Origin of the sequence: Pseudoxanthomonas sacheonensis, from assembly GCF_031455975.1 — a bacterium.
Lineage (GTDB): Bacteria > Pseudomonadota > Gammaproteobacteria > Xanthomonadales > Xanthomonadaceae > Pseudoxanthomonas_A > Pseudoxanthomonas_A sacheonensis_A.
Genome location: NZ_JAVDTT010000003.1, coordinates 383,308 through 403,198 on the forward strand (window position 1 = coordinate 383,308; position 19,891 = coordinate 403,198).

Genomic DNA, 19,891 nt, shown 5'->3' on the forward strand with positions numbered 1-19,891 from the left:
GCCCGCCGTACATGCGCAGTCAACGATCGACCAACTTGTATACCCGGACGTAATCGACCTGCATGCTTGCGGGGAAGATCGTTTCGTCCACGCCTTCCTTTCCGCCCCAGTCGCCGCCGACCGCGATGTTCAACAGCAGGTGGAAACGCTGGTCGAAGGGCCAGACCTTGTGGCCCTTGCCTTCGTTAGGGAACTCCAGCACCAGCGCATCGTCGATGTAGCCGCGGATCGCGTCGGGCGTCCAGTCCACACGGTAGAGGTGGAACTGGCTCATGGCGCGGTCGATCACTTTTGTGGCGGTCTTCTGCGTGTTGATCTGGAAGTAGTAGGCCTCGGTGTGCATGGTGATATGCACCCGGTTAGGGTCGTAGCCGACATGCTCCATGATGTCGATCTCGCCCGACTTCGGCCAGCCGCCGTATGCCTGGTCGGTGGGCAGCATCCACAACGCAGGCCAGGTGCCTTTCCCCGAGGGAAGCTTGGCCCTGATCTCGAAGCGGCCGTAAAGGAAATCGCCTTTCCCCTTCGAGATCACCCGGGCGGAAGTGTAATCGCGACCTTCCTTCTTTTCTTTCCGCGCGGTGATAGTCAGCACGCCGTCGGCGACGGATGCGTTGTCGGTGCTGTCGGTGTAGTACTGCAGCTCGTTGTTGCCCCACCCGTGCCCGCCGATGTCGTAGCCCCACCTGGCGGGGTCGGGAGCGCCCGTGTAGTCGAACTCGTCCTGCCATGCAGGCGTCGCTTCGAAGGTCCAGTCTTTGTCCACAGCTATCTTCGGCAACGCCACGGCAGGAGCATCGGAACCGCTTTTCTGCAGCGCAAGGCAAGGCATCGCTTGCACTGCAATCAGCACAATCAATCCATCGAGCATTTGACGTGTTCGCTTCATCGTGCGGCTCTTAGATTCTCGGCAAACGGCTGGACGAGTCGATGGCAAGGTTATCCCCAATCCGGGCCGATGGCGACCGCGATCTTGGTCAGAACGATCCCGGGTGTTTGGGACGCCAGTTCATGCCTTTGTAGTCGACTTCCTTGGCCGCAGGGGACGCAGGCTGGCCTGGCCTTGTCGCGGAAGAGGTAAGCGTCGCGCTTTTCAGCTTGGCCGCGATCCTTCCGAAGGCCTCGATGTCGCGGGAAGTGAAAGCGTATTCGTCGCGGCAAACTCTGTAGCGCACCTCCTGCCCGTCGGCAACCGCGGCCGCCCATTCCAGAGTGACGTCTTGTTCGATCAGCTCGATCATTTCGCCATCGACGACGCTGCCGCGATGCGACGCGGGTCGGACCGCCAGGGATCGGCCATCCACGAACCAGTCGATGTTGTGGCATGCGGCGAAACGCGGCGCCGGCACGCCCCCGCCCTCGCTCGCCGAAACGAAGGCCAGACTGATCGCCGCGGAAGACGCATCGCCAACGAAACTGCCCTCGAAGGTGAACACCGGCCTGGTCGTATCCATGCTGCCATCGGCGGTATAGGCGATGGTGCGCTCGCCGCTGATCCGGTCGAAGGTCTCGCTGACGGTCTGAGCGGAAACAGGCGCAGCCATTGCCAGCGCGATCGCGAAGAAAGCGATGCGCATCAGCCAGCTGCCTGAGCAGCGGCCGGTTTATCCAATCCTGGTTTCATCACACTCCCCAGTGTGTTGCGACGTCGAACGCTAGGCCCTTCCGGCTTCCCCGCCCTGGCTTCGCATGCGCAGCTTGCCATTCCTGGCGCGTCGGCGCACCTACACGACGCTCCGCTTGGCCCGATTGTGCGGCCCGTCACGCTGGCGGCAGAGTCCGGCTGCGCTATTCGCGTCCCGGACTTCCTTTATCAGGATCGTGCAGCGAGCGATCGCCGCGGTTATGGCTACGCCTATCCGGCGAGATCTACAGACCGGCGCCGCCAACTCGCGAACCGCTGCCAGGCCGATGCGGCCCCCGCCTCAGTCGCAGGCAGGCGGCCAAGCCGGATCCGCGCCGGCTTCCAGATCCACCAGGAACAGCTCGCCCGAGCGCTCACCGTCGGCCTGCGCAAATAGCAGACGCTTGCCGTCGGGCGACAACAAGGGCCCGACCTGGAACACGTCCTGCCGCGCCGGCACCTGGCCGCGCTCGCGCCACGCGCCGTTGACCCGCTCGTAGCGGTACAGATGCGAACGTTCGCCGCGGTTGGCCACCACCACCATCACCCGGCCATCGCGCGAGATGTCGGCCTCGTATTCGTCTCCTGCGGTGTTCGCTTCCCCCGGCAAGGGTTGCACCTGCCATTCGCCGTTTTCTTGCGGCGTCGCCACATACAGATCGCGACCGCCCGGTCCGCCCGGCCGATTCGATCCGAACAGCAGGCGTCCATCGGCCAGTTCGCGAGGCAACAGCTCGCTGTAGGTGGAATTGACCGGTTCCGGCAAACGCGTCGGTACGCCCCACTCGCCGGCGGCATCGCGCTCCACCTTCCAGATGTCCAGATCGTCCTTGCGATGCCGCGATGTGCCGTAATAGAGAACCCGGCCATCGGGGCTGAAGGCCGGATCGGTCTCCAGCACGCCAGGCGCGGCGGCGAACGAGGGCTCGACCGGCGCCGACCAGCGTCCGTCCACGCAGCGCGTGGACAGCAGGCGATAATTGTCGAACTGGCGGTCGGCGCGGAAGAAGAAAAGTTCGCGGCCGTCGGGCGACAGCGTAGGCGAGGACTCGTACTGGTCCGTCGAAATCGCGACCGGCGTCCAGCGTTCGGGCGTCGCCGTCGCCGCCAGCAGCAATCCCAGGGCCATGAACGAAGCAGACATCGATTGCAACGCCATGCGCCCACTCCATCGACGATCGGAACGGCGATACTGGACATGCGCATGAAACCTGGAAAGTGAATTTTCCACAAACCAGTGTTGAACGAAAATCAAGGCGGCGACGCCGAAGCGCTTCGATGTCGATTCCAGGCGCGCCTGTTCGTCATAAAGACAGAGGGCCGTCCTCTGCCAACGAGATCCCATCATGTCCAGCAATACCGTACGGCTTCACCGGGTCATCCGCACCACTCCGGAGCGGCTCTATCGCGCCTTCCTCGATGCCGATGCGATAGCCAAGTGGCTTCCGCCGAATGGCTTCACCTGCAAGGTCCATCAACTGGATGCCCGGGTCGGCGGCACCCACAAGATGTCGTTCACCAATTTCTCCACAGGTCACAGCCATTCCTTCGGCGGAACCTACCTGGAGCTGACGCCCCACGAACGCATCCGCTATACCGACGGTTTCGACGATCCCAACCTTCCCGGCGAAATGCAGACCACCCTCTCGCTGACCAAGGTGTCCTGCGGCACCGAACTGCACATCGTCCAGGAAGGCATACCTGAGGTTATTCCGGCTGAACAGTGCTATCTGGGTTGGCAGGAATCGCTGGCGCTGCTCATCAAACTGGTGGAGGCCGATATTCCGGATTGACGATGAACATACGGGCTTAAAATCGTACAGTCACACCGACTAGTACGAGCGCGGTGCCGTCCGTATGCTGGCGGCATGACCCGCAATCGCCCGATCACGCAATCGTTCCCACTCTCCACGCGCTCGGCGTCCGCGCCACAGCGCCTGCGGGGACTTTTCCTTTCGCAGCGCCTGGCCTGGCTGCTGCCCGCGTTGTTGGCCGCTTGCGCCACGCAAGGGCCGTTGGAACCAGGCCAACGCCCGACCGACGTGCGCGCCGAGATAGTGCGGCGGATGCCGGCGAGCACCGACCGGGCCGGCTGGGCGGCCGATGTCCAGGCGGCCTTCGCCGCCCAGCGCATCGAGCCCAGCACAGAAAACATTTGCGCGGTGCTTGCGGTCGCCGAACAGGAATCCGGCTATCATGCCGACCCCGTCGTGGCCGGCCTGCCGAGAATCGCGCGGGGAGAGATCGACCGCCGGGCCGCTTCCAAGCACATTCCGAAGTTCCTGGTCGACGCCGCACTCAATATCAAATCGTCGGACGGCAGGTCGTATGCGCAGCGCCTGCAGGGGGCGCGCAGCGAACGCCAACTCAGCGAAATCTATGAAGACATGATCGGCCGCGTGCCGCTGGGCAAGCGCCTGTTCGCCGACATGAATCCGGTGCAGACCGCCGGGCCCATGCAGGTCAGCATCGCGTTCGCCGAATCCCATGCCGGCAATTATCCCTACCCCATCGCGGGCTCGGTTCGCGACGAAGCGTTCACCCGCCGCGGCGGCCTGTATTTCGGCATCGCCCATCTGCTGGGCTATCGCACGCCGTACACGCGCAAGCTGCACCGTTTCGCCGACTACAACGCCGGCTGGTACGCCAGCCGCAATGCCGCGTTCCAGAACGCGGTCAGCCTGGCTTCGGGGATTCCGCTGGCGCTGGATGGCGATCTGCTGCGACCAGGAGCGCGCATGGACAAACCCGGCAAGACCGAGCTGGCGGTGCGGGCATTGGGCGGGCAACTCGGATTGGACGATAGCGCCATCCGCGATGCGCTGGAACGCGGCGACCGGCTGGATTTCGACGACACCGGTCTCTACGCGAAGGTGTTCGCCCTGGCGGAAGCCCACGAGCGCAAGCCGCTACCGCGCGCGATGATCCCGGGCATCAAACTGGAAAGCCCCAAGATCACCCGCGAACTGACCACCGCATGGTTCGCCACGCGGGTGGATGAGCGTTACCAGCGCTGCATGCGGCGGTAGCGGGATCCACGGCCTACACCTGCGCCGCCTTCCACTTGCCGCGCGAGAACAGCCACAGGGTGAACAACCCCACCGACGTTTCGGAAACGAACACAGCCCAGAACACGCCCGAGTGCTGCCAGTCCAGACTAATGGCCAGGACGTACGACAACGGAATCTGGATCAGCCAGAAGAACACCAGGTTGATCTTGGTCGGCGTGACCGTGTCGCCGGCGCCGTTGAAGGCCTGTACCGAGACCATCCACCAGCCGTAGACGAAATAGGAATACGACAGGATCCGCAGCCATTCGCCGCCGATCGCGATCACCGCCGGATCGTCGGTGAAGATGGCGATCAAACCGTCGTGGAAGAAGAAGAACAGCACCGAGATCAGCACGGTGAACGCCATGTTGTACCAGCCGATCCGCCAGACCGACGCTTCCGCGCGGCCCGGCTCGCCGGCGCCCAGGTTCTGCCCGACCAGCGTCGCCGCGGCGTTGGACATGCCCCAGGCCGGCATCAGCGTGAACATCATGATCCGGATCGCGATGGTCGCGGCGGCCACCGCCTCGCTGCCGAGATTGGCCAGAATGCGCATCAGGAAGATCCACGAGGTCATCGCCACGATCATCTGACCGACCCCACCCAGCGAAGTGCGCACGATGTTCCACATGATCGCGCCGTGCACGGCCAGCTGCGACGCCGCCACACGGATGTGCTGGCCGCCGCGGAACAGCGACCACAACTGGTACAGCACGCCGGTGCCGCGGCCGATGACGGTAGCCAGCGCCGCGCCTTCGATGCCCATCTCCGGGAACGGGCCGATGCCGAAGATCAGCAACGGGCACAGCACGATGTTCAGCCCGTTGGCCAGCCACAGCACACGCATGGCGATGGCCGCATCGCCCGCGCCGCGGAAGATCGCGTTGATCACGAACAGCAGCACGATCACCGCGTTGCAGCCCAGCATCCACTGCATGTAGGGATAGCCGTGCTCCAGCGTCCAAGCGTCCGCGCCCATCAGGCGCAACAGGTCCTGCGCGTAGACGATGCCGGCCACTGCGAACGGCACTGATACCAATAGCGCGACGAGAATCGCCTGCACCGCAGTGACTGCGGCCTCCTCGCGTTTGCCTTCGCCGATGCGCCGCGCGACGACCGCGGTCACCGCCATCGCCAGCCCCATGCCCAGCGCATAGAGCAGGAACAGCAGGCTCTCGGTCAGCCCTACCGTCGCCACCGCAGACGGCCCCAGCTTGGCGACGAAGAAGATGTCCACCACCGCGAACGTGGATTCCAGCACCAGTTCCAGCACCATCGGCACTGAGAGCAGAAACACCGCCTTGCGCAGCGGGATCTTGGTGTAGTCGGCACCGGTACCGCGGATGGCGTCGCGTAGCTCGGCCCAAAGCGATTGCGTGGGCGCAGGCATGATCGCCGCGTCTGCTTCGATCTGCTCGGTGGATTGCGGTTCGGTACTCATGCGCGCAGGCCTCCGTGGTGGGCGAAAACGCCGATGGTAACCGCAGAACGGGACTTGTTCCGCCAGTGTCTGCCGCTAGCGCGTGCTGCGCCGCAGCTGACTATCGACTCGACCAACGCGCGACTCTCGTTGTGGAACATGACTCCTCCTGTGGATCGGCGAGAACGGCCATTGCCCACCGCCTTTCTATCTGCGACGAACGAGCCGGCCCGGAATCGACACGACTCGAACAGCGCAGTCCGTCTTACAAGCGCCGCTGGCACATGGGTTACAGTCGAAACCCCGGCTTACACAGTCAGGATCTGATCATAGGAAATCCCATGCCCACCCTGCCTCACGCCACCGCGCTCTGTCTTTCGCTCGTCTTCGCCCTCGGCGCCAACGCCGCCGAACCTGATCCGGCGAAAACCCGCGCCTACATCGACCAGGCCTGGACCACGCTGACGCGTTCGATCGACGATTGTTCGTCGCTTCACGACGACAAGGTCGAGACCCGGCCGGTCCTCTATCTGCCCGCGGATCTGACCCGCACCGCCGATATCGATGCGATCGGCAAGCGCTGCAACGTCGATGTGCGCGTGCTGCCGCAGACCGTCCGCCAGATCGGCGAACTCGATCCCTCGCGGCTGCCGCAGCAAGGTCTGCTCTATCTGCCAAAACCCTATGTGGTTCCGGGCGGATTCTTCAACGAGATGTACGGCTGGGACAGTTATTTCATCGTGCTGGGCCTGGTCGCCGATAAGCGCGAAAGACTGGCCCGCGACATGGTCGACAACTTCCTGTTCGAGGTCGAACACTACGGCGGTGTGCTCAACGCCAACCGCACCTATTACCTCACCCGTTCGCAGCCGCCTTTCCTCGGCGAAATGATCCGCGAAGTGTTGGACGCGCCCGACAGTTTCGCCGACCCGCGCGACGCGGACGCCTGGCTGGCGCACGCGTATCCGCTGGCGCTGCGCGACTACGCGGTCTGGAACCGCCCGGACCATCAAGCTGGCGATACCGGCCTGGCGCGCTACTTCGACTACGGCGCCGGCCCGGTGCTGGAAATGCGCGACGCCAAGTATCTGCGCGGCGTCATCGAATGGCTGCTGGCCCACCCGAAGCAGGATCCGGGCTATCTGCTGGAGGCGTCCGAGCATCCGGACGATGCCGAAGCGCAACGGTTGAAAACGACCAGTTGCGATGTGCGCGCTTCCGAGGTCTGCGCGCAGGCTTGGGCCAAAGGCCGCCGGCTCGGTGCCGACTATTATCTCGGTGACCGTGCGATGCGCGAGTCGGGCTTCGACATCAACTTCCACTTCGGCCCGTTCGCCGGTTCTACCCATCACTACGCACCGGTCTGTTTGAACAGCCTGCTCTACCGTTACGAAATCGCCCTGCGCGATTTCGCCCTGCGCCTGGGCGAGAAAGAAGACGCGCAGGGCTTCGCCGAAGCCGCCGCGGCGCGCAAGAAGGCGATGGACAAGTACTTGTGGCAGCCCGGCCCTGGCATGTACCAGGATTACGACTTTGTCTCCGGCAAATCCGCGCCCGATCCCTACATCACCACCTTCTACCCGCTATGGGCCGGCGCCGCCTCGCCGCAACAGGCGCAAGCGGTGCGCGAAAAACTGCCGTTGTTCGAACGCAAAGGCGGCCTGGCGATGAGCGCGAACGAAAGCGGCGCGCAATGGGACGCGCCCTTCGGCTGGGCGCCGACCAACTGGCTGGCGGTCGCCGGCCTGGACGCTTACGGCTTCCACCAAGACGCCAAGCGCGTCGGCGGCAAGTTCGCCGCCACCATCGACCGCAGCCTGGCCGACGACGGCACCATCCGCGAGAAATACAACATGGTCAGCGGCAACGCCGACGTGAAGGTCAGCGCCGGCTACAGCGAGAACGTGATCGGCTTCGGCTGGAGCAATGGTGTGTACCTGAAGCTGCGGGACCTGATTTCAGATAAAGAAACACCCTGAGCCTATTAGGGTATAGGGCGGGGGCTCAAGCCGCATTAGGGTTCGCCCTGTGTGGCTACGAGCCTTGCGAATTCTCAACCGGGTCGCGTCAACGCAAGGGCATCGGCCCCCGCCGGGAAATGAAGCTGGCCCTTGGTATCGGTCGCTGCGCGCCACACCGCTTCAGCCACGTCCGACTCCTTGGTCACTGCGGTGGTCTGCGTAAGCGAAGCGAAGACGCGTTGCGCGAACGGTGCGTACGCTTCGGGAATCAGGCCGCGCATTCGGGTTTCACCGTTGGTGGTGAAGCGCGTGGTGGGCGCGTAACCCGGTTCGACCAGCTTCACTTGCACGTCAAAGGCGCCGAGCTCGTGCGCGAGGGAGGCGGTGAATCCTTCGATGGCGGTCTTGCTGGCGGTGTAGGCAGCCACCAGCGGCATGGGCGCGAGCGTCGCACTGGAAGTCACGTTCACGATCGCGCCCGCGCGTCGCGAGCGGAATTGCGGAATCACCGCTTGCGTCATCGCCATGACGCCGAACGTATTGGTTTCGAATAGCTCGCGCACCGTCGTCATGGGTGTTGCTTCGAAGGCGCCGAACAATCCGATACCGGCGTTGTTGACCAGCACATCGAGAGGACCGCTGGTTTCGAGCGCGGCCACGATGCTTTCGGGTCGGGTTACGTCGAGCGCCAACACTTGAAGGCGGTCGCTTGCGGGCAGCACATCGTGGTGCGGCGTGCGCATAGTGGCGATGACGCGCCAGCCCTGGGCAAGGAAATGACGCGCGGTTTCCAGTCCGTAGCCGGACGAACAACCTGTGATGAGGGCGGTTTTCATGAGGACTCCTGAAGGTGATTGATCTTGGGTAGACGATAGGGGAGGATTGCCGGACTATCTATGTCTTAAAGTCCATATTTAATTTGCGAAAGTCCGATCATGGGCGATCCCCTTTCCGACGTCGTTCGTCTGCTGCGGCCTCGTGCCGTGTTCTCTAAAGGCATCAGCGGTGCCGGCAGATGGGCGGTGCGTTACTCGGAATTCGGCCAGCCGAGCTTCTGCGCGGTGCTGGAAGGCAGCTGCCTGTTGGCCGTCGACGGTCATCCGGCGCTGACGCTGGATGCGGGGGATTTTCTGCTGCTGCCCGCGACGCCTGGTTTCACGATGTCGGGGTTCGAACCCGCGACTCCTCAACGTATCGACCCGAAGCTTGCGCCAGCGGCCACCACCGAAATCCGTCACGGCACGCAAGAGGGAGCGCCGGACGTGCGGTTGCTCGGTGGCTCATTCCTGTTCGACTCGCACGATCCTGCGCTGCTGGTGTCCCTGCTTCCCGCCGTGGTGCATGTGCGCGGCGTGCAGCGGCTGTCGCTGCTGGTGCGGCTGCTGGGCGAGGAAGCCGGCGAGGACAAGCCGGGGCGGGAAGTGGTGCTTACGCGGCTGGTGGAGCTGCTGTTGGTCGAAGCGCTGCGATCGACGCCCGGGCAAGATGCGCCGCCGGGCCTGCTGCGCGGACTGACGGATGCGCGCTTGGCGTCCGCGCTACGGCAAATGCATGACCAGCCTGCGCACGCGTGGACGGTCGCGCAACTTGCCGGCGTCGCTGCTTTGTCGCGTTCGGCGTTCTTCGAGCGCTTCAACCGCACGGTAGGCGTTGCGCCGATGGAATACCTGCTGTCCTGGCGCATGGCCGTGGCGAAGGATCTGTTGCGCCACCACGACTTGGGAATCGCCGAAGCAGCCGAGCGCGTGGGCTACGGTTCGGCCAGCACTTTCAGTACGGCCTTCAGCCGCTATGTCGGCCAGTCACCCGGTCGGTATGCGCGCGCGGTTAGTGCATAGAGCAGGCTCAAGCCTGCGAGAACACACTTGATCCGTCATCTATGGGGGCATGGCTCGTGAGCAAACAAGAACAAGTCCGTACCAGCCAGGACCCAGAGCTGTTGCGTCGCCTGCTGCGCGCGAAGGACCGGATGGACGCCGCCTCGCATGAGGCGTGGCCCGTGCAACGGCTGGCGCGGGTGAGCAGCGTCTCCGAGGCCCACTTCGCGCGATCGTTCAAGGAGGCTTTCGGCCTGCCGCCGCACCGGTATCTGCTTACGCGTCGGATCGAACGGGCCAAGGCGCTGTTGCGCGATACGGATCTTCCCATCCTGGACATCGCGCTGCAGACGGGGTGGAACAGCCTGGGAACGTTCGGGCGCACGTTCCGCGACGTCACCGGCGAAAGCCCCAGCGAACTGCGTGCGCGCGAACGAGCGGCGCGACACGAACTGGAGCGGGTACCGGCCTGCTATGTCAGCGCTGCCTACCGCCCCGGCCTCACAACCGCAGTTTCGGAGAAGCGGCGGCAGGAGGCCGGTGCTACAAAGAGCGCCCCACAGAAACCGGAGGTCACATGAGTCAGGGTATTGGAGTAGTCGGGCTATACGTTCGCGATCAGGACGAAGCCCTTGAGTTCTATGTCGAGAAGCTCGGATTCCGCGTGCACACCGACGCGCGCAACGGCGACTATCGCTGGCTCACGGTGCAGCACCCGGACCAGCCGTCCTTGCAGCTCGGCCTGTTCAAACCGCAAGCGCCGGAGTTGGACGCATCGACGGCGCAGACGGTGCGCGAGATCGTCGCCAAGGGCGCGATGCCGCCGCTGGTGCTCAACGTGGATGATTGCCGCGCCGCCTACGCACGGATGCAGGCCCGCGGTGTGGAGTTCACTCAGGCGCCCGAGGATCGCTATGGCAACGTGGATGCCAATTTCCGCGATCCCTCGGGGAACGGATGGAAGATGATCGAGTCCGGCCGCGCATCAAGCTAGATAGATCGTAGGGGCGCCGTTCGTGGGAGCGGCGTCCCGCCGCGAGCTCTTCCTCTGAGTGAGAGTTTGCGCCAAAAGCTCGCGGCGGGACGCCGCTCCCACGCCCCCTTCTTCATCCGTGAATCTGCAGAGGAATTCCCAATGAACTGGAACAAATGGATTCGGCAGTTCCACCGCTGGGTGGCCATCGTTTTCACGCTGACGGTCATCGCCAACTTCGTCGCCCTGGCGCAGAGCGGCGGTGCGATGCCGCCGCCCTGGGTCACCTACTCCCCGCTGCTGCCGCTCGCCTTGCTCATACTCACCGGCCTGTACATGTTCGTGCTGCCATATGCCGCCAAGTGGCGCGGGACCTCGCAGGCCTCATAGGGCGGGCTCAAGCCCGCCGCATGAGGTTCACCCTCCTCCAACCGCTCTACGGAACCTTGGAAAGCGTCTGTGCGCCAATTCTCTTGTCGAGGAACGACAACACCCGGCTGTAATACTCCTCGCGGTTTTCCTCGCCGTAGATCCCGTGGGTTTCGTTGCGCGGAAAGTATCCTTCGTACCGTTTTCCGGCTTTCTCCAAGGCCAACCTCATGGCCTTGGCATGCTCGAAAGAAACGCGTTGGTCGCGCACGCCATGGACCAGCATGATGTCGGCCTTGATCCGCGAGGCGTGGGTCACGGGCGAATGCTCGATCAATTCCTTAGGATCGGAACCCACCGCACGATCGAGGTAGTCGCGGCCACGCTTGCTTCGCTGGATATCCCCCCATTTCTGCATTATCGACAGGTCTGAAACGGCTGCCGTGGCGATCGCGCACTTGAACAGGTCGGGCGACTGTATGGCGCCCATCATGGCCGCGTAGCCGCCATAACTGGACCCCCATATGCAGATCTTCGACGCATCCACCTTTCCTTCGCCGACGACCCACTGTGTCGCGTCAGCGACATCGTCCTGCATTTTCCGTCCCCACTGCCGATAGCCCGACTCGACGAAACTTCGGCCGAATCCGCCCGACCCCCGGTAGTTGACGCGCAGGACCGCATATCCGCGCGCCGCCAGTATCTGGACCTCTTCGTCGTAGGCCCAATTGTCCTTGATCGTGAATGGGCCTCCATGCGGCAACACCACCAACGGTGGGGGCTGGTTCCCGGAAGCCAGGGGAAGCGTCAGGTATCCGGTTATCGCGACGCCGTCCCGAGCCTTGAATTCGATCGATTGCGATGGGGCGAGCGTGTCGGGATTCAGCCAAGGCTTCGCGCGGAAAATCGGCGTGGTCTGACGAGTCGCCCTATCCAGCAGGTAGACGCTTCCGGGATCCCTGTCGCTCCATACATTGACGATGACGCTCTTGCCATCGCGGGAGCCGCTTCCGAATGAAACGGCTTCCTTGGGAAACGCGATTTCCAACTGGCGCAATAGCTTCGCGTCGGGGTCCTGCTGATCCCAAAATCTGGCGCGCGGCACCTCCAACCCATACGCCGCGCCGATCGGCTGCGATCCGTCCGCCGACCATACGATGAACGCGGGATCGAGCCTTGGATCGCTCATTACGACTTCGCGCTTACCCGTTGCGAACACGATGCGTTCGATGACATCGGGGCCGCTGGGTCGTTCGCTTCGCAAATAGCCGGTCGCTCCATCCCGCGACACGCCGAGCGGCGCCACTTCGACGCCGCTCTGGGCCTCGTCGTTGAGAGGCGACCACTTGCCGTCCGCGAGATACCAGAGCTGCTGGATGCCCTTGCTGTCGGTGGCGTAGGCGAACCGGACGTTGCCGTCGTTGTCGGCCATGAACGAAGCGTTGACTATCGGCGCATCGGCGATTCTGGGCCCCGACAATCCTCCGTTGGTATCCACTTTCTGCACATAGGTCCAGCATCCCTTCTCATGGCTCTTTCCGCATCTCTCTATGAGGATGTGGTCGTCGTCATTGAGGATCGTGTCGAATACGGCGGAATAGAAGGCTTTCCTTTTGCTGCCATCCACATTCATCGCCACGATGGCCGGCTCCAGGAACGCTTGTTCGACTCCTACGCCTACGCGGGAAGTCATGACGAAAATACGATCCTTTCCCACCCAGCTGAGCCTGTCGACGGCCCCTTTATCCTCCGGGTCGAGCCCGCGCAGCACTTGCTTGGTTTTGCTGTCGAGTATCGCGACCATCACTTTGTCCTCGACACGCGTTCCCATAGCGATGTAGTCGCCACCGGGCGAAATGCTGACGAGCGTGTTCTGGGTTGGCTTGAGCAGGTCGCTCAGCGACGGCGGCCCCGCCATCGCCACTGTCGGCGCAAGCATCGCTATCCATAACCATGCGATTCGCATTGTTCGTCCCCTTCCCTATTCGAAATAAACCCATCGATACGCTTGGGCTATCTAATCCCCAATTCTGTTGCCACCCCTATTGTTCCCCTAGGACGTGGCGAATAAATCGTACTCCATCCGCCACCGGATCAAGACTCACTTTTGGAACCCACAGACTGCCTGGATCCGTCGTCGCATGCGGTGGCCCCAGGCCCACCCTATGAACTCACCGATAGGGCGGGCTCAAGCCCGCCGCACGAGGCCCGACCTAAGGTGCTTGCCAAGGGCCCTCCCCCTCATGGCAAGCTACCTGCGGGGACGGCGTCACGACGGCGCCAAGGAAAAAACACCGATGCATTTCGTACAGCGGGCAGCCTGTGCCGGGCGAGTGGTGGGCTGGATCCTGTGCTTCGCACTGCTGACGGGTTGCGGTAGCGGTCCGAAGGGAAACGAGTACGTGAACTATGACGGCACTACCCTTGTCGTCGAGGGCACCGAGTTCAAACGGGAAAACACGATGGACCCGCCTGGCACCTTCCTGCCCGGACGCGTCGTGGTCCAGCCGGATGATGACAATGTAGACGACGCCCTGACGCTCATCGAGCGCTATGGGCTGACGCTGGAAGGTCGCAGTTCCGAAGGCTGGCTGCTGGTCAAGGCGCCCGACGGTTTCGAGATGCAGTGGGCGGCAGCCCTGCAGTCGCAGCTCGGCGGGCGTAGCTTTGCGACCATCGACTCCGCCCAGTCGCCAACACCGATAGTGACGGCCGCGGCCGCGGCTGGCAAAGCGCCGGTCGCGGAAGGGCCCGTGCCTGACGATGAGCCGTCCGCCGCGGACGTGCGCCGCATCGCCATTGAGAGGTACGAGCGGCTTGAACAAGCCGGTGGTCTTCCCGTGACCATGACTGCCACCGGGCAGTCGGCGGTCCTTCACGCCAAGGTATTCGATGCACGCAAGGAATCCTGCCGGCGGCTTCCCAGCGCCAAGCCTGGCGAGTGGGAGTGCGAGGCCGAGCTGATGATGGGGCTGTGCAGCGGCGACTGCGACCCGTCCGACGAAGAGCCCCTGCCAAAGGGCGAGCGCGTGTTTATCCGCTGGGATCCTGCGCAGCGTGGCTTCACGCTCGACGACGATTTGAATTAGTGCTGATTTGAATTAGCGAAGCGGGCGACTGTCCGGTTTGGTCGAAAGCGGCCGCTAGTACACGGATCAAAAGCCCCGGGGGCGAGTCGCCTGCCCGGGGCCGAACCGACTTACGGCTTGGCGATCTGCAGCAGTTCGATCTCGAACACCAGGGTGCTGTTCGGCGGGATCGGGCCGCCCGGCGTGCCTGTTTCGCCGTAGCCCAGCTTGGCCGGGATCCACAGCTTGTACTTGCTGCCCACGGGCATCAGCTGCAGCGCCTCGCTCCAACCCGGCACCACCGAACCCAGCACGAACTGGGCGGGTTCGTTGCGCTTGTACGAGCTGTCGAACTCGGTGCCATCGAGCAACGCGCCAGCGTAGTGGACGCTCACGCGGTCCGTCGTTTTCGGCTTGGGACCCGTGCCCTGCGTGATGATCTGGTACTGCAGGCCGGAGGCGGTGGTGACCACGCCGGGCTTCTTGCCGTTGGCGGTCAGGAAGGTTTTTTCCAGTTCCAGGTTCTTCTTGCCCTGCACCGCCATCTCGGCCTGCTTCTTGGCCATCTCTTCCTTTTGCTTGGCCTGCATCTTCTCCGAGAAGGTCTGCATGACCTTCGCTACCTGCTCGTCATTCAACAGCAGCTTCTTGTCCTTGACCACGTCTTCGATCGCGCGGTTGAGGGTCTTCAAGTCCACTTCGTCCTTCATGGGCTTGAGCGATTTGCCGATGTCCATGCCGATCATGTAGCTGACCTGCTCCTTGTCGGTCGCCAGTCCGGGGATCTTGCCGGCCGCGTCCGTCTTGGCGGCGGTTTCGGCGTCGGTACCTGCGGCGCCCTTCTGGGGCGGGTTGCAGGCGGCGAGCACCAGGGCGCACGAGGCCGCGGCCACGGTGAGGGTCAGGGGGCGCGATAGCTTCATCAAAAACTCCGGGAATTGGCGGGGGATGCATAGTGGACTAATAAAGCCAACACCGGCTAACTGTGGCAGGCCCCATAGGGCGGGCTCAAGCCCGCCGCATGATGCCCGACCTACGGAACTGCTCCCATGACGGCATCCGCCACCCCGCCTTACGCACGTTGGAGGCCAATACCCCTCCTCGACTGCGTCGTTCGACATGCCGTCTGCACCGTCGCTACACTGACCTTGGGGCTATGGAGATGCCATGCAGCATTGCGACCTTCGCACTATTTCCACCCGCGCCGGCGTCCATGCCCTACCGGCTCCCCGGAGGCTTGCAATCCCACACGCTTGGCTTGTGGCCTGCTTTGTCTTGTACGGCGTGCCCGCTGCGGCGCAGACCGTATTGCCGCGCATCACCGTCACTGCCCCGCCCGCTAGCAAGGTCAGCGGCGGCTATCTGCGCTCCGGCGACTTCAAGGTCGATCCGCGCATGCCTTACGTCGTATTCGCTGCGGAACCGCTGATCGCGGGCGACATCCTCACCGTCCAGCCCATGCATCTCAACGACGACGAATATCTGGTCCTGCAGGAATGCGCTTCGACCGATTGCAGGGTAGCCAAGCTGGTGCGGGTCTGGAGCGTGGAGGGTTCGACCTCGGTCAACAACAAACCCGATCAAATCTGGATCAAGCGCGAGAACAAATACTTCCTGTGGCTCAAGCGACTGCCGGGCTTCATCTCACCGCCGTGCGAGGGCTGCGGCACGCACTACAGCTCGTTTGCGCTCGAAAGTCCGCCTCTGGTGCTGGAACCGAATGGGACGCTGACAGCATTCAACGTGGCGCGCCTGGAAGCGGCCAAGTCGGCGGATCCGATCCTTGTGAAATCGCAGCGCCACGATGGCACCTATTTCAACGTCACGTACGTGGGCGGCACGCGGATCCGCGTCCAACGCCTGCGGGCGCTGTCCGCTGAGCAGGCTAACGCTGAAGAAAGCACCTCACCGCCACCGCGACCCTAGCCGAACTCTTCTAGCACCATGATCTCGTGTCATGACCTGCCCCATCGGTTCTTACCCAACTTGCGAGGAACTCCATGCGAAACCGGATCGTCTACCTGACCTGCGCAGTCTTGCTGACAGCCGCACTCGCTGGGTGTACGCGGGAAGATCCCGACTGTGCGGCTGCCGGTGAAGCGCTCTCCGATACTGCGTATCGCGAGCAGTTGAAGGCGACTGTCCAGCGCTTGTTCGATGCGGGGGAACTCGGTGAGATCAACACGCTGGTGAGGCCAGGCACGCCGCCCGACCTTCCCGGCAGATACGGCGTCGCTGTCGCGCCCGAGTTCAAGGCAGTGGCCTCCAAGCCCCTGTACCAGCGGACCCTCTTCGACGCTCGCGACCACCTGGTTGCGGTGTTCGTGGGCTGGGCTGCGGGCAAGGGCGTGGTCGTGGACTTGGCGAACGAGGAGGGTGTCGTGCCGGCGGGCACCTTCGCCCCGACGATCGACTACGGAGATGGCGTCCAGCTGGTTTGCTCTCCACAGGACTAGTTGCCGCGGCCTCGAACGTCTGTCGGCCCCGCGCCGTTCTTGGGGTCTATGCCAGCAAGAGCCCCGGGGTTCGCCTATGGCTCTACGCAGGCTACGTCACTGTCGAATAACGAGCACGAGGTGGTCGGCAGTCAGTCGCGACCCACAAACCGCTTTGATCCGTCATCGCATGCGGTGGGCCCGGGCCCACCCTATGAATGCCACCACAGCCGTACATAGGGCGGGCTCAAGCCCGCCGCACGATGCCCGACCTACGGGGCCTTGAGGCGTGTCACCACAGTGCAACGGAGTGCTTAGGGGGCTGGATCAATGAAGATGTACTGCTCAACGATGAGTCCATTTTCTACCTTGATGGCATCTGATCCGGTCAGAAGCACCTTTCCTTGTGACTCGCCGTGCCAGCGTGCAACGCCGATTCCATGGTGTCCGGAGGGGCTGCCCTGAACAACGAAGCGAAAGTCCTCTGGGAAACCACCCATCACCTTGGTCACCGTGGCTGCGATGGCGCCGATGCCTTCGATCGCCTCCTCTCTGTCCGGCTCGTAAAGCCTGACCCGCTCATGGTAGACGCGGTTCAACCAGGACTCTCGCGTTCCAGCGTCCTTCTCATTCCATACGTTGTTCAGACACTGCTCCAACAGTACCGCAGGTGAGATATTTTCCATGATCCTTTCCTCAGTCGGATTGATGTAGTTAGATCAAACATTCTGCTCTGCTTGCAACATATCGCTCGCACTCATGACTATGGGTTTTGAATGAACGAGAAAAGAGGCGTTGATGTCTATGGAAATGGGTTACGTTTCAATAGTACATAGGGCGGGCTCAAGCCCGCCGCACGATGCCCAACCCTCGGGACCTGTGTCACTTAAAGCCAAGACGTGGGTTACACTCGCCCCACGAGGAAGCATTGGAGCGAGAAGACCGATAGTTCTATCAGCCTGTTATATGAACAGATTCACCAGACTGAGAAAACCGTCCGACTGCTGGGTGAGAATCCCACTAACAACCAAAACCGTACTTCAACTACAGAGCATCACTCCAAGGAGGTGACTATGAAGAAATCAAACTTCAAGCTCAATCTCGCGGCAGGGTTGGCTGTGGCACTGTCGGTCTTCGTTGGCGCTGGAGGTGCACAGCCTGGCTGTGCTCGATCCAATGCTTCTTTAGGGCATTGCTGAAACAGGCAATCAATACGATTAGCACATATGACAGCTCAAACCTATCGCATGATGTCCAACCTACGGGACCGGTGGTATTTGATACGGGCCATTGACGCAGCCCTGTCCATCACAAAAATTCTCAACCCTAATAGCGAGCGAATTAAGCTCTGGACATAACTGCCGTACTCGCCTCAAGTTTGAGGCAGCCTTCTTACCTAAAGTGTCACGTCCACCACCAGGCTCTTCATCGATACGCTGGCTCTTAGCGAAGGGCTCAAAGTACGTTTCCTTTGGATGGTTCTCACTGCGCACATCTGCCCAAGCCCATGGCAACGGCTCGGCAGCCAGAGCCCAAACTTCAATCTCCTCTATGGCCGCCTCGGCTAACAAACATCTATCAGCCCCAAGAAAGAAGCATAGCTGTCGCTCCAAATTCAGGAGCGCAGCCCTCCGATTAGCTTGACCGTCCCTATCTACTATAAGCAGGAAGAGGTCGACCTGCCTGTACAAAGGAAGCACTTCGTTCTGCAAGAACGCAAGATCAAGTGCCTTATCTACACCGCCAACTAATGGGTCAGTCAACACACGAACATTTGCGTTTGGTTTTCCCGCGCTAGCAAGAACTGATCTAATCAACGGCCTGAGGATGTACTGATCATTCCTAAAATCTTCCGGAATTATCAAAACATTCATTTATCGCAGTCCGTTGCCGTGATCGCGAAACTAACTGCATCCTCCAACCAACCGGCGGCATGAAGCCTAGAAATATTCTGAGTTTCAAGCACTTCGTGAGCATCCGGCAAGTCTACCAACCTAATAAGCCTCTGATCTGACGTGTTCTCTGCTCGATATGCCACTAGAGTTGCGTTGAGCGTTTGCTTTTCCAAGAACGCTAAAAGTTGTGGCGAGTGAGTAGTAGCCACGACCTGCGACAAACCACTTCTTGATTGCCGCTCTATGAGCTGCAGGAGAAGATGCAGTCTCGTCGGATGCAAGCCAGTCTCCAACTCTTCAAAGAAATAAAACCGAGCAGGTTCGGCGCCCAGGAAAGCGCCAACCATTGCCAAGAATCTTAGCGTACCGTCAGAAGCGCTATAGGCAGACGTAAGTCGACCATTGGCTTCTTTCAGCTGCACAAGTATTTTTCCTGTCTGATCAGATGGAAACTCGAAATCCACGACATCCAACGGTGTAAGTTCTCGTATCCACTTAATGAGTGCTGATTTACTACTCTCTTCTTGGCATATGAGCTCAAGAACAGATGATAAATTCTCGCCGCGATCTCCCAGGATTTTTTGACCCTTAACCGATGGGAAACGCATTTGATCGGGAGACAAATCAAGAAACCTCATAGAGGCCAACGCATCGACCACTTCGCGACAAAATGTGCGGACGTCGCGAGGGACCTCCTGATTACTCTCTGCCAATTGTGTCAATGCAGGTCGATCAGAAAGCAATGAGAGGGTTTTCCCGACAAAACCCGCTCGAGGGGTTTTTTTCAAGCGAACACTGAAATGATGCGGATCTGTTGGCTGCGACGGCGGATTGCTATCTGGATGGGAGTCAAAAATAAACTCGCCTCTGCCATCAACAACAAGTTTCTCTCGATCTACAAATACGCGACCACTATCTTCTACCCGGACTTCTATTCTGTATGTCGCGGCACGCTTCTTTGTTGCGTCATCTATTCGAAATCCTGCCTCCAAAGCAAATGTGTTCGCGCCAGAAAAAACAACCTCCTTAATTCCCCCACGCAGCCCTTTCCATTGCAGCACTCCACCTTCAATCCATTTCTCACCGATTGTTTCTAGAAGGGTGTAGCCCCTAGATAAACCATGGAGGAACCTCAACGCGTCTCTTAGGTTGCTCTTACCTGCAGCATTTGTTCCCACGATAACTGTGAAGTCACCAAGATCAGCCCTGGCTTGCTCAAAGCCTTTGAATCTTTCCATCTGAACATAGTTAAGACGACTTTTTTCGGCTGGATTCATTT

General features: G+C 61.5%; 20 protein-coding genes. 10 read left to right on the forward strand and 10 right to left on the reverse strand.

Annotation, left to right across the window (positions count from 1 at the left end):
- Positions 1 to 19 precede the first annotated feature (19 nt).
- From J2W94_RS14035 to J2W94_RS14045, 3 genes are all read right to left on the reverse strand, one after another.
- On the reverse strand, positions 20 to 889 hold the full coding sequence (locus J2W94_RS14035; RefSeq protein ID WP_310094607.1) for a glycoside hydrolase family 16 protein: 870 nt from the start codon (positions 887 to 889) through the stop codon (positions 20 to 22).
- 88 nt (positions 890 to 977) lie between these two features.
- Entirely contained in the window at positions 978 to 1,577 is a 600-nt protein-coding gene (locus J2W94_RS14040) for a hypothetical protein (protein WP_310094610.1), read from the reverse strand.
- 348 nt (positions 1,578 to 1,925) lie between these two features.
- Positions 1,926 to 2,783, reverse strand: a complete 858-nt coding sequence (locus tag J2W94_RS14045) for a TolB family protein (protein ID WP_310094613.1) — start codon at positions 2,781 to 2,783, stop codon at positions 1,926 to 1,928.
- Positions 2,784 to 2,970: 187 nt separating this feature from the next.
- On the opposite strand from J2W94_RS14045, the gene J2W94_RS14050 reads away from it, so the two are divergent.
- A complete protein-coding gene (locus J2W94_RS14050) occupies positions 2,971 to 3,417 on the forward strand; it encodes an SRPBCC family protein (RefSeq protein WP_310094617.1) in 447 nt (148 codons plus the stop codon).
- A gap of 75 nt (positions 3,418 to 3,492) precedes the next feature.
- Positions 3,493 to 4,653 (forward strand): DUF1615 domain-containing protein, encoded by a 1,161-nt coding sequence (locus J2W94_RS14055; RefSeq protein ID WP_310094619.1) that lies wholly within the window; start codon positions 3,493 to 3,495, stop codon positions 4,651 to 4,653.
- Between the two features lie 13 nt (positions 4,654 to 4,666).
- On the opposite strand, the gene J2W94_RS14060 is transcribed toward J2W94_RS14055, so the two are convergent.
- On the reverse strand, positions 4,667 to 6,115 hold the full coding sequence (locus tag J2W94_RS14060) for an MATE family efflux transporter (RefSeq protein ID WP_310094621.1): 1,449 nt from the start codon (positions 6,113 to 6,115) through the stop codon (positions 4,667 to 4,669).
- 320 nt (positions 6,116 to 6,435) lie between these two features.
- Between J2W94_RS14060 and J2W94_RS14065 the strand changes: the two genes are divergently transcribed.
- The gene (locus J2W94_RS14065) at positions 6,436 to 8,073 is read left to right on the forward strand and encodes a trehalase family glycosidase (RefSeq protein WP_310094623.1); all 1,638 of its coding nucleotides are present in this window, start codon (positions 6,436 to 6,438) and stop codon (positions 8,071 to 8,073) included.
- Positions 8,074 to 8,147: 74 nt separating this feature from the next.
- On the opposite strand, the gene J2W94_RS14070 is transcribed toward J2W94_RS14065, so the two are convergent.
- Positions 8,148 to 8,891 carry an SDR family oxidoreductase gene (locus J2W94_RS14070; RefSeq protein WP_310094624.1) on the reverse strand — a complete coding sequence of 248 codons (744 nt, stop codon included), beginning with the start codon at positions 8,889 to 8,891 and terminating at the stop codon, positions 8,148 to 8,150.
- Between the two features lie 99 nt (positions 8,892 to 8,990).
- Here J2W94_RS14070 and J2W94_RS14075 point away from each other — a divergent pair, with 99 nt between their 5' ends.
- From J2W94_RS14075 to J2W94_RS14090, 4 genes are all read left to right on the forward strand, one after another.
- Positions 8,991 to 9,893 (forward strand): AraC family transcriptional regulator, encoded by a 903-nt coding sequence (locus J2W94_RS14075; protein WP_310094627.1) that lies wholly within the window; start codon positions 8,991 to 8,993, stop codon positions 9,891 to 9,893.
- Positions 9,894 to 10,024: 131 nt separating this feature from the next.
- Complete coding sequence (locus tag J2W94_RS14080; protein ID WP_310094896.1) at positions 10,025 to 10,453, forward strand: helix-turn-helix transcriptional regulator; 429 nt, start codon at positions 10,025 to 10,027, stop codon at positions 10,451 to 10,453.
- Positions 10,450 to 10,866, forward strand: coding sequence for a VOC family protein (locus J2W94_RS14085; RefSeq protein ID WP_310094630.1), 417 nt, complete (start codon positions 10,450 to 10,452; stop codon positions 10,864 to 10,866). Before J2W94_RS14080 ends, J2W94_RS14085 begins: the two co-directional genes overlap by 4 nt.
- 141 nt (positions 10,867 to 11,007) lie before the next feature.
- Positions 11,008 to 11,235, forward strand: coding sequence for a hypothetical protein (locus tag J2W94_RS14090; protein WP_310094633.1), 228 nt, complete (start codon positions 11,008 to 11,010; stop codon positions 11,233 to 11,235).
- A gap of 46 nt (positions 11,236 to 11,281) precedes the next feature.
- Here the strand turns inward: J2W94_RS14090 and J2W94_RS14095 are convergent, their stop codons facing one another.
- Positions 11,282 to 13,132, reverse strand: a complete 1,851-nt coding sequence (locus J2W94_RS14095) for an alpha/beta hydrolase family protein (RefSeq protein WP_310094636.1) — start codon at positions 13,130 to 13,132, stop codon at positions 11,282 to 11,284.
- 325 nt (positions 13,133 to 13,457) lie between these two features.
- Here J2W94_RS14095 and J2W94_RS14100 point away from each other — a divergent pair, with 325 nt between their 5' ends.
- The gene (locus J2W94_RS14100; RefSeq protein WP_310094637.1) at positions 13,458 to 14,303 is read left to right on the forward strand and encodes a hypothetical protein; all 846 of its coding nucleotides are present in this window, start codon (positions 13,458 to 13,460) and stop codon (positions 14,301 to 14,303) included.
- 110 nt (positions 14,304 to 14,413) lie between these two features.
- On the opposite strand, the gene J2W94_RS14105 is transcribed toward J2W94_RS14100, so the two are convergent.
- Positions 14,414 to 15,205, reverse strand: a complete 792-nt coding sequence (locus J2W94_RS14105) for an FKBP-type peptidyl-prolyl cis-trans isomerase (protein ID WP_310094641.1) — start codon at positions 15,203 to 15,205, stop codon at positions 14,414 to 14,416.
- A 337-nt stretch (positions 15,206 to 15,542) separates the two neighbouring features.
- On the opposite strand from J2W94_RS14105, the gene J2W94_RS14110 reads away from it, so the two are divergent.
- Entirely contained in the window at positions 15,543 to 16,208 is a 666-nt protein-coding gene (locus J2W94_RS14110) for a hypothetical protein (protein WP_310094644.1), read from the forward strand.
- A 74-nt stretch (positions 16,209 to 16,282) separates the two neighbouring features.
- Positions 16,283 to 16,738 (forward strand): hypothetical protein, encoded by a 456-nt coding sequence (locus J2W94_RS14115; protein ID WP_310094647.1) that lies wholly within the window; start codon positions 16,283 to 16,285, stop codon positions 16,736 to 16,738.
- Positions 16,739 to 17,031: 293 nt separating this feature from the next.
- Here J2W94_RS14115 and J2W94_RS14120 read toward each other — a convergent pair whose 3' ends face one another.
- The 3 genes from J2W94_RS14120 to J2W94_RS14130 all read right to left on the reverse strand — a co-directional run bounded on the left by J2W94_RS14120 (position 17,032) and on the right by J2W94_RS14130 (position 19,889).
- Positions 17,032 to 17,403 (reverse strand): hypothetical protein, encoded by a 372-nt coding sequence (locus tag J2W94_RS14120; RefSeq protein ID WP_310094649.1) that lies wholly within the window; start codon positions 17,401 to 17,403, stop codon positions 17,032 to 17,034.
- 573 nt (positions 17,404 to 17,976) lie between these two features.
- A complete protein-coding gene (locus tag J2W94_RS14125; protein WP_310094652.1) occupies positions 17,977 to 18,591 on the reverse strand; it encodes a hypothetical protein in 615 nt (204 codons plus the stop codon).
- Positions 18,588 to 19,889, reverse strand: coding sequence for an AAA family ATPase (locus J2W94_RS14130; protein WP_310094655.1), 1,302 nt, complete (start codon positions 19,887 to 19,889; stop codon positions 18,588 to 18,590). Before J2W94_RS14130 ends, J2W94_RS14125 begins: the two co-directional genes overlap by 4 nt.
- Positions 19,890 to 19,891: the final 2 nt, after the last annotated feature.

Coding starts and splice junctions, on each gene's coding strand:
- J2W94_RS14075 (WP_310094627.1), top strand. CDS start 8,991: ATGGGCGATCCCCTTTCCGACGTCGTTCGTCTGCTGCGGCCTCGTGCC.
- J2W94_RS14125 (WP_310094652.1), bottom strand. CDS start 18,591: ATGAATGTTTTGATAATTCCGGAAGATTTTAGGAATGATCAGTACATC.
- J2W94_RS14105 (WP_310094641.1), bottom strand. CDS start 15,205: ATGAAGCTATCGCGCCCCCTGACCCTCACCGTGGCCGCGGCCTCGTGC.
- J2W94_RS14090 (WP_310094633.1), top strand. CDS start 11,008: ATGAACTGGAACAAATGGATTCGGCAGTTCCACCGCTGGGTGGCCATC.
- J2W94_RS14080 (WP_310094896.1), top strand. CDS start 10,025: ATGGACGCCGCCTCGCATGAGGCGTGGCCCGTGCAACGGCTGGCGCGG.
- J2W94_RS14085 (WP_310094630.1), top strand. CDS start 10,450: ATGAGTCAGGGTATTGGAGTAGTCGGGCTATACGTTCGCGATCAGGAC.
- J2W94_RS14035 (WP_310094607.1), bottom strand. CDS start 889: ATGAAGCGAACACGTCAAATGCTCGATGGATTGATTGTGCTGATTGCA.
- J2W94_RS14060 (WP_310094621.1), bottom strand. CDS start 6,115: ATGAGTACCGAACCGCAATCCACCGAGCAGATCGAAGCAGACGCGGCG.
- J2W94_RS14040 (WP_310094610.1), bottom strand. CDS start 1,577: ATGCGCATCGCTTTCTTCGCGATCGCGCTGGCAATGGCTGCGCCTGTT.
- J2W94_RS14115 (WP_310094647.1), top strand. CDS start 16,283: ATGCGAAACCGGATCGTCTACCTGACCTGCGCAGTCTTGCTGACAGCC.
- J2W94_RS14055 (WP_310094619.1), top strand. CDS start 3,493: ATGACCCGCAATCGCCCGATCACGCAATCGTTCCCACTCTCCACGCGC.
- J2W94_RS14070 (WP_310094624.1), bottom strand. CDS start 8,891: ATGAAAACCGCCCTCATCACAGGTTGTTCGTCCGGCTACGGACTGGAA.
- J2W94_RS14045 (WP_310094613.1), bottom strand. CDS start 2,783: ATGGCGTTGCAATCGATGTCTGCTTCGTTCATGGCCCTGGGATTGCTG.
- J2W94_RS14065 (WP_310094623.1), top strand. CDS start 6,436: ATGCCCACCCTGCCTCACGCCACCGCGCTCTGTCTTTCGCTCGTCTTC.
- J2W94_RS14050 (WP_310094617.1), top strand. CDS start 2,971: ATGTCCAGCAATACCGTACGGCTTCACCGGGTCATCCGCACCACTCCG.
- J2W94_RS14120 (WP_310094649.1), bottom strand. CDS start 17,403: ATGGAAAATATCTCACCTGCGGTACTGTTGGAGCAGTGTCTGAACAAC.
- J2W94_RS14100 (WP_310094637.1), top strand. CDS start 13,458: ATGGCAAGCTACCTGCGGGGACGGCGTCACGACGGCGCCAAGGAAAAA.
- J2W94_RS14130 (WP_310094655.1), bottom strand. CDS start 19,889: ATGAATCCAGCCGAAAAAAGTCGTCTTAACTATGTTCAGATGGAAAGA.
- J2W94_RS14095 (WP_310094636.1), bottom strand. CDS start 13,132: ATGGCGGGGCCGCCGTCGCTGAGCGACCTGCTCAAGCCAACCCAGAAC.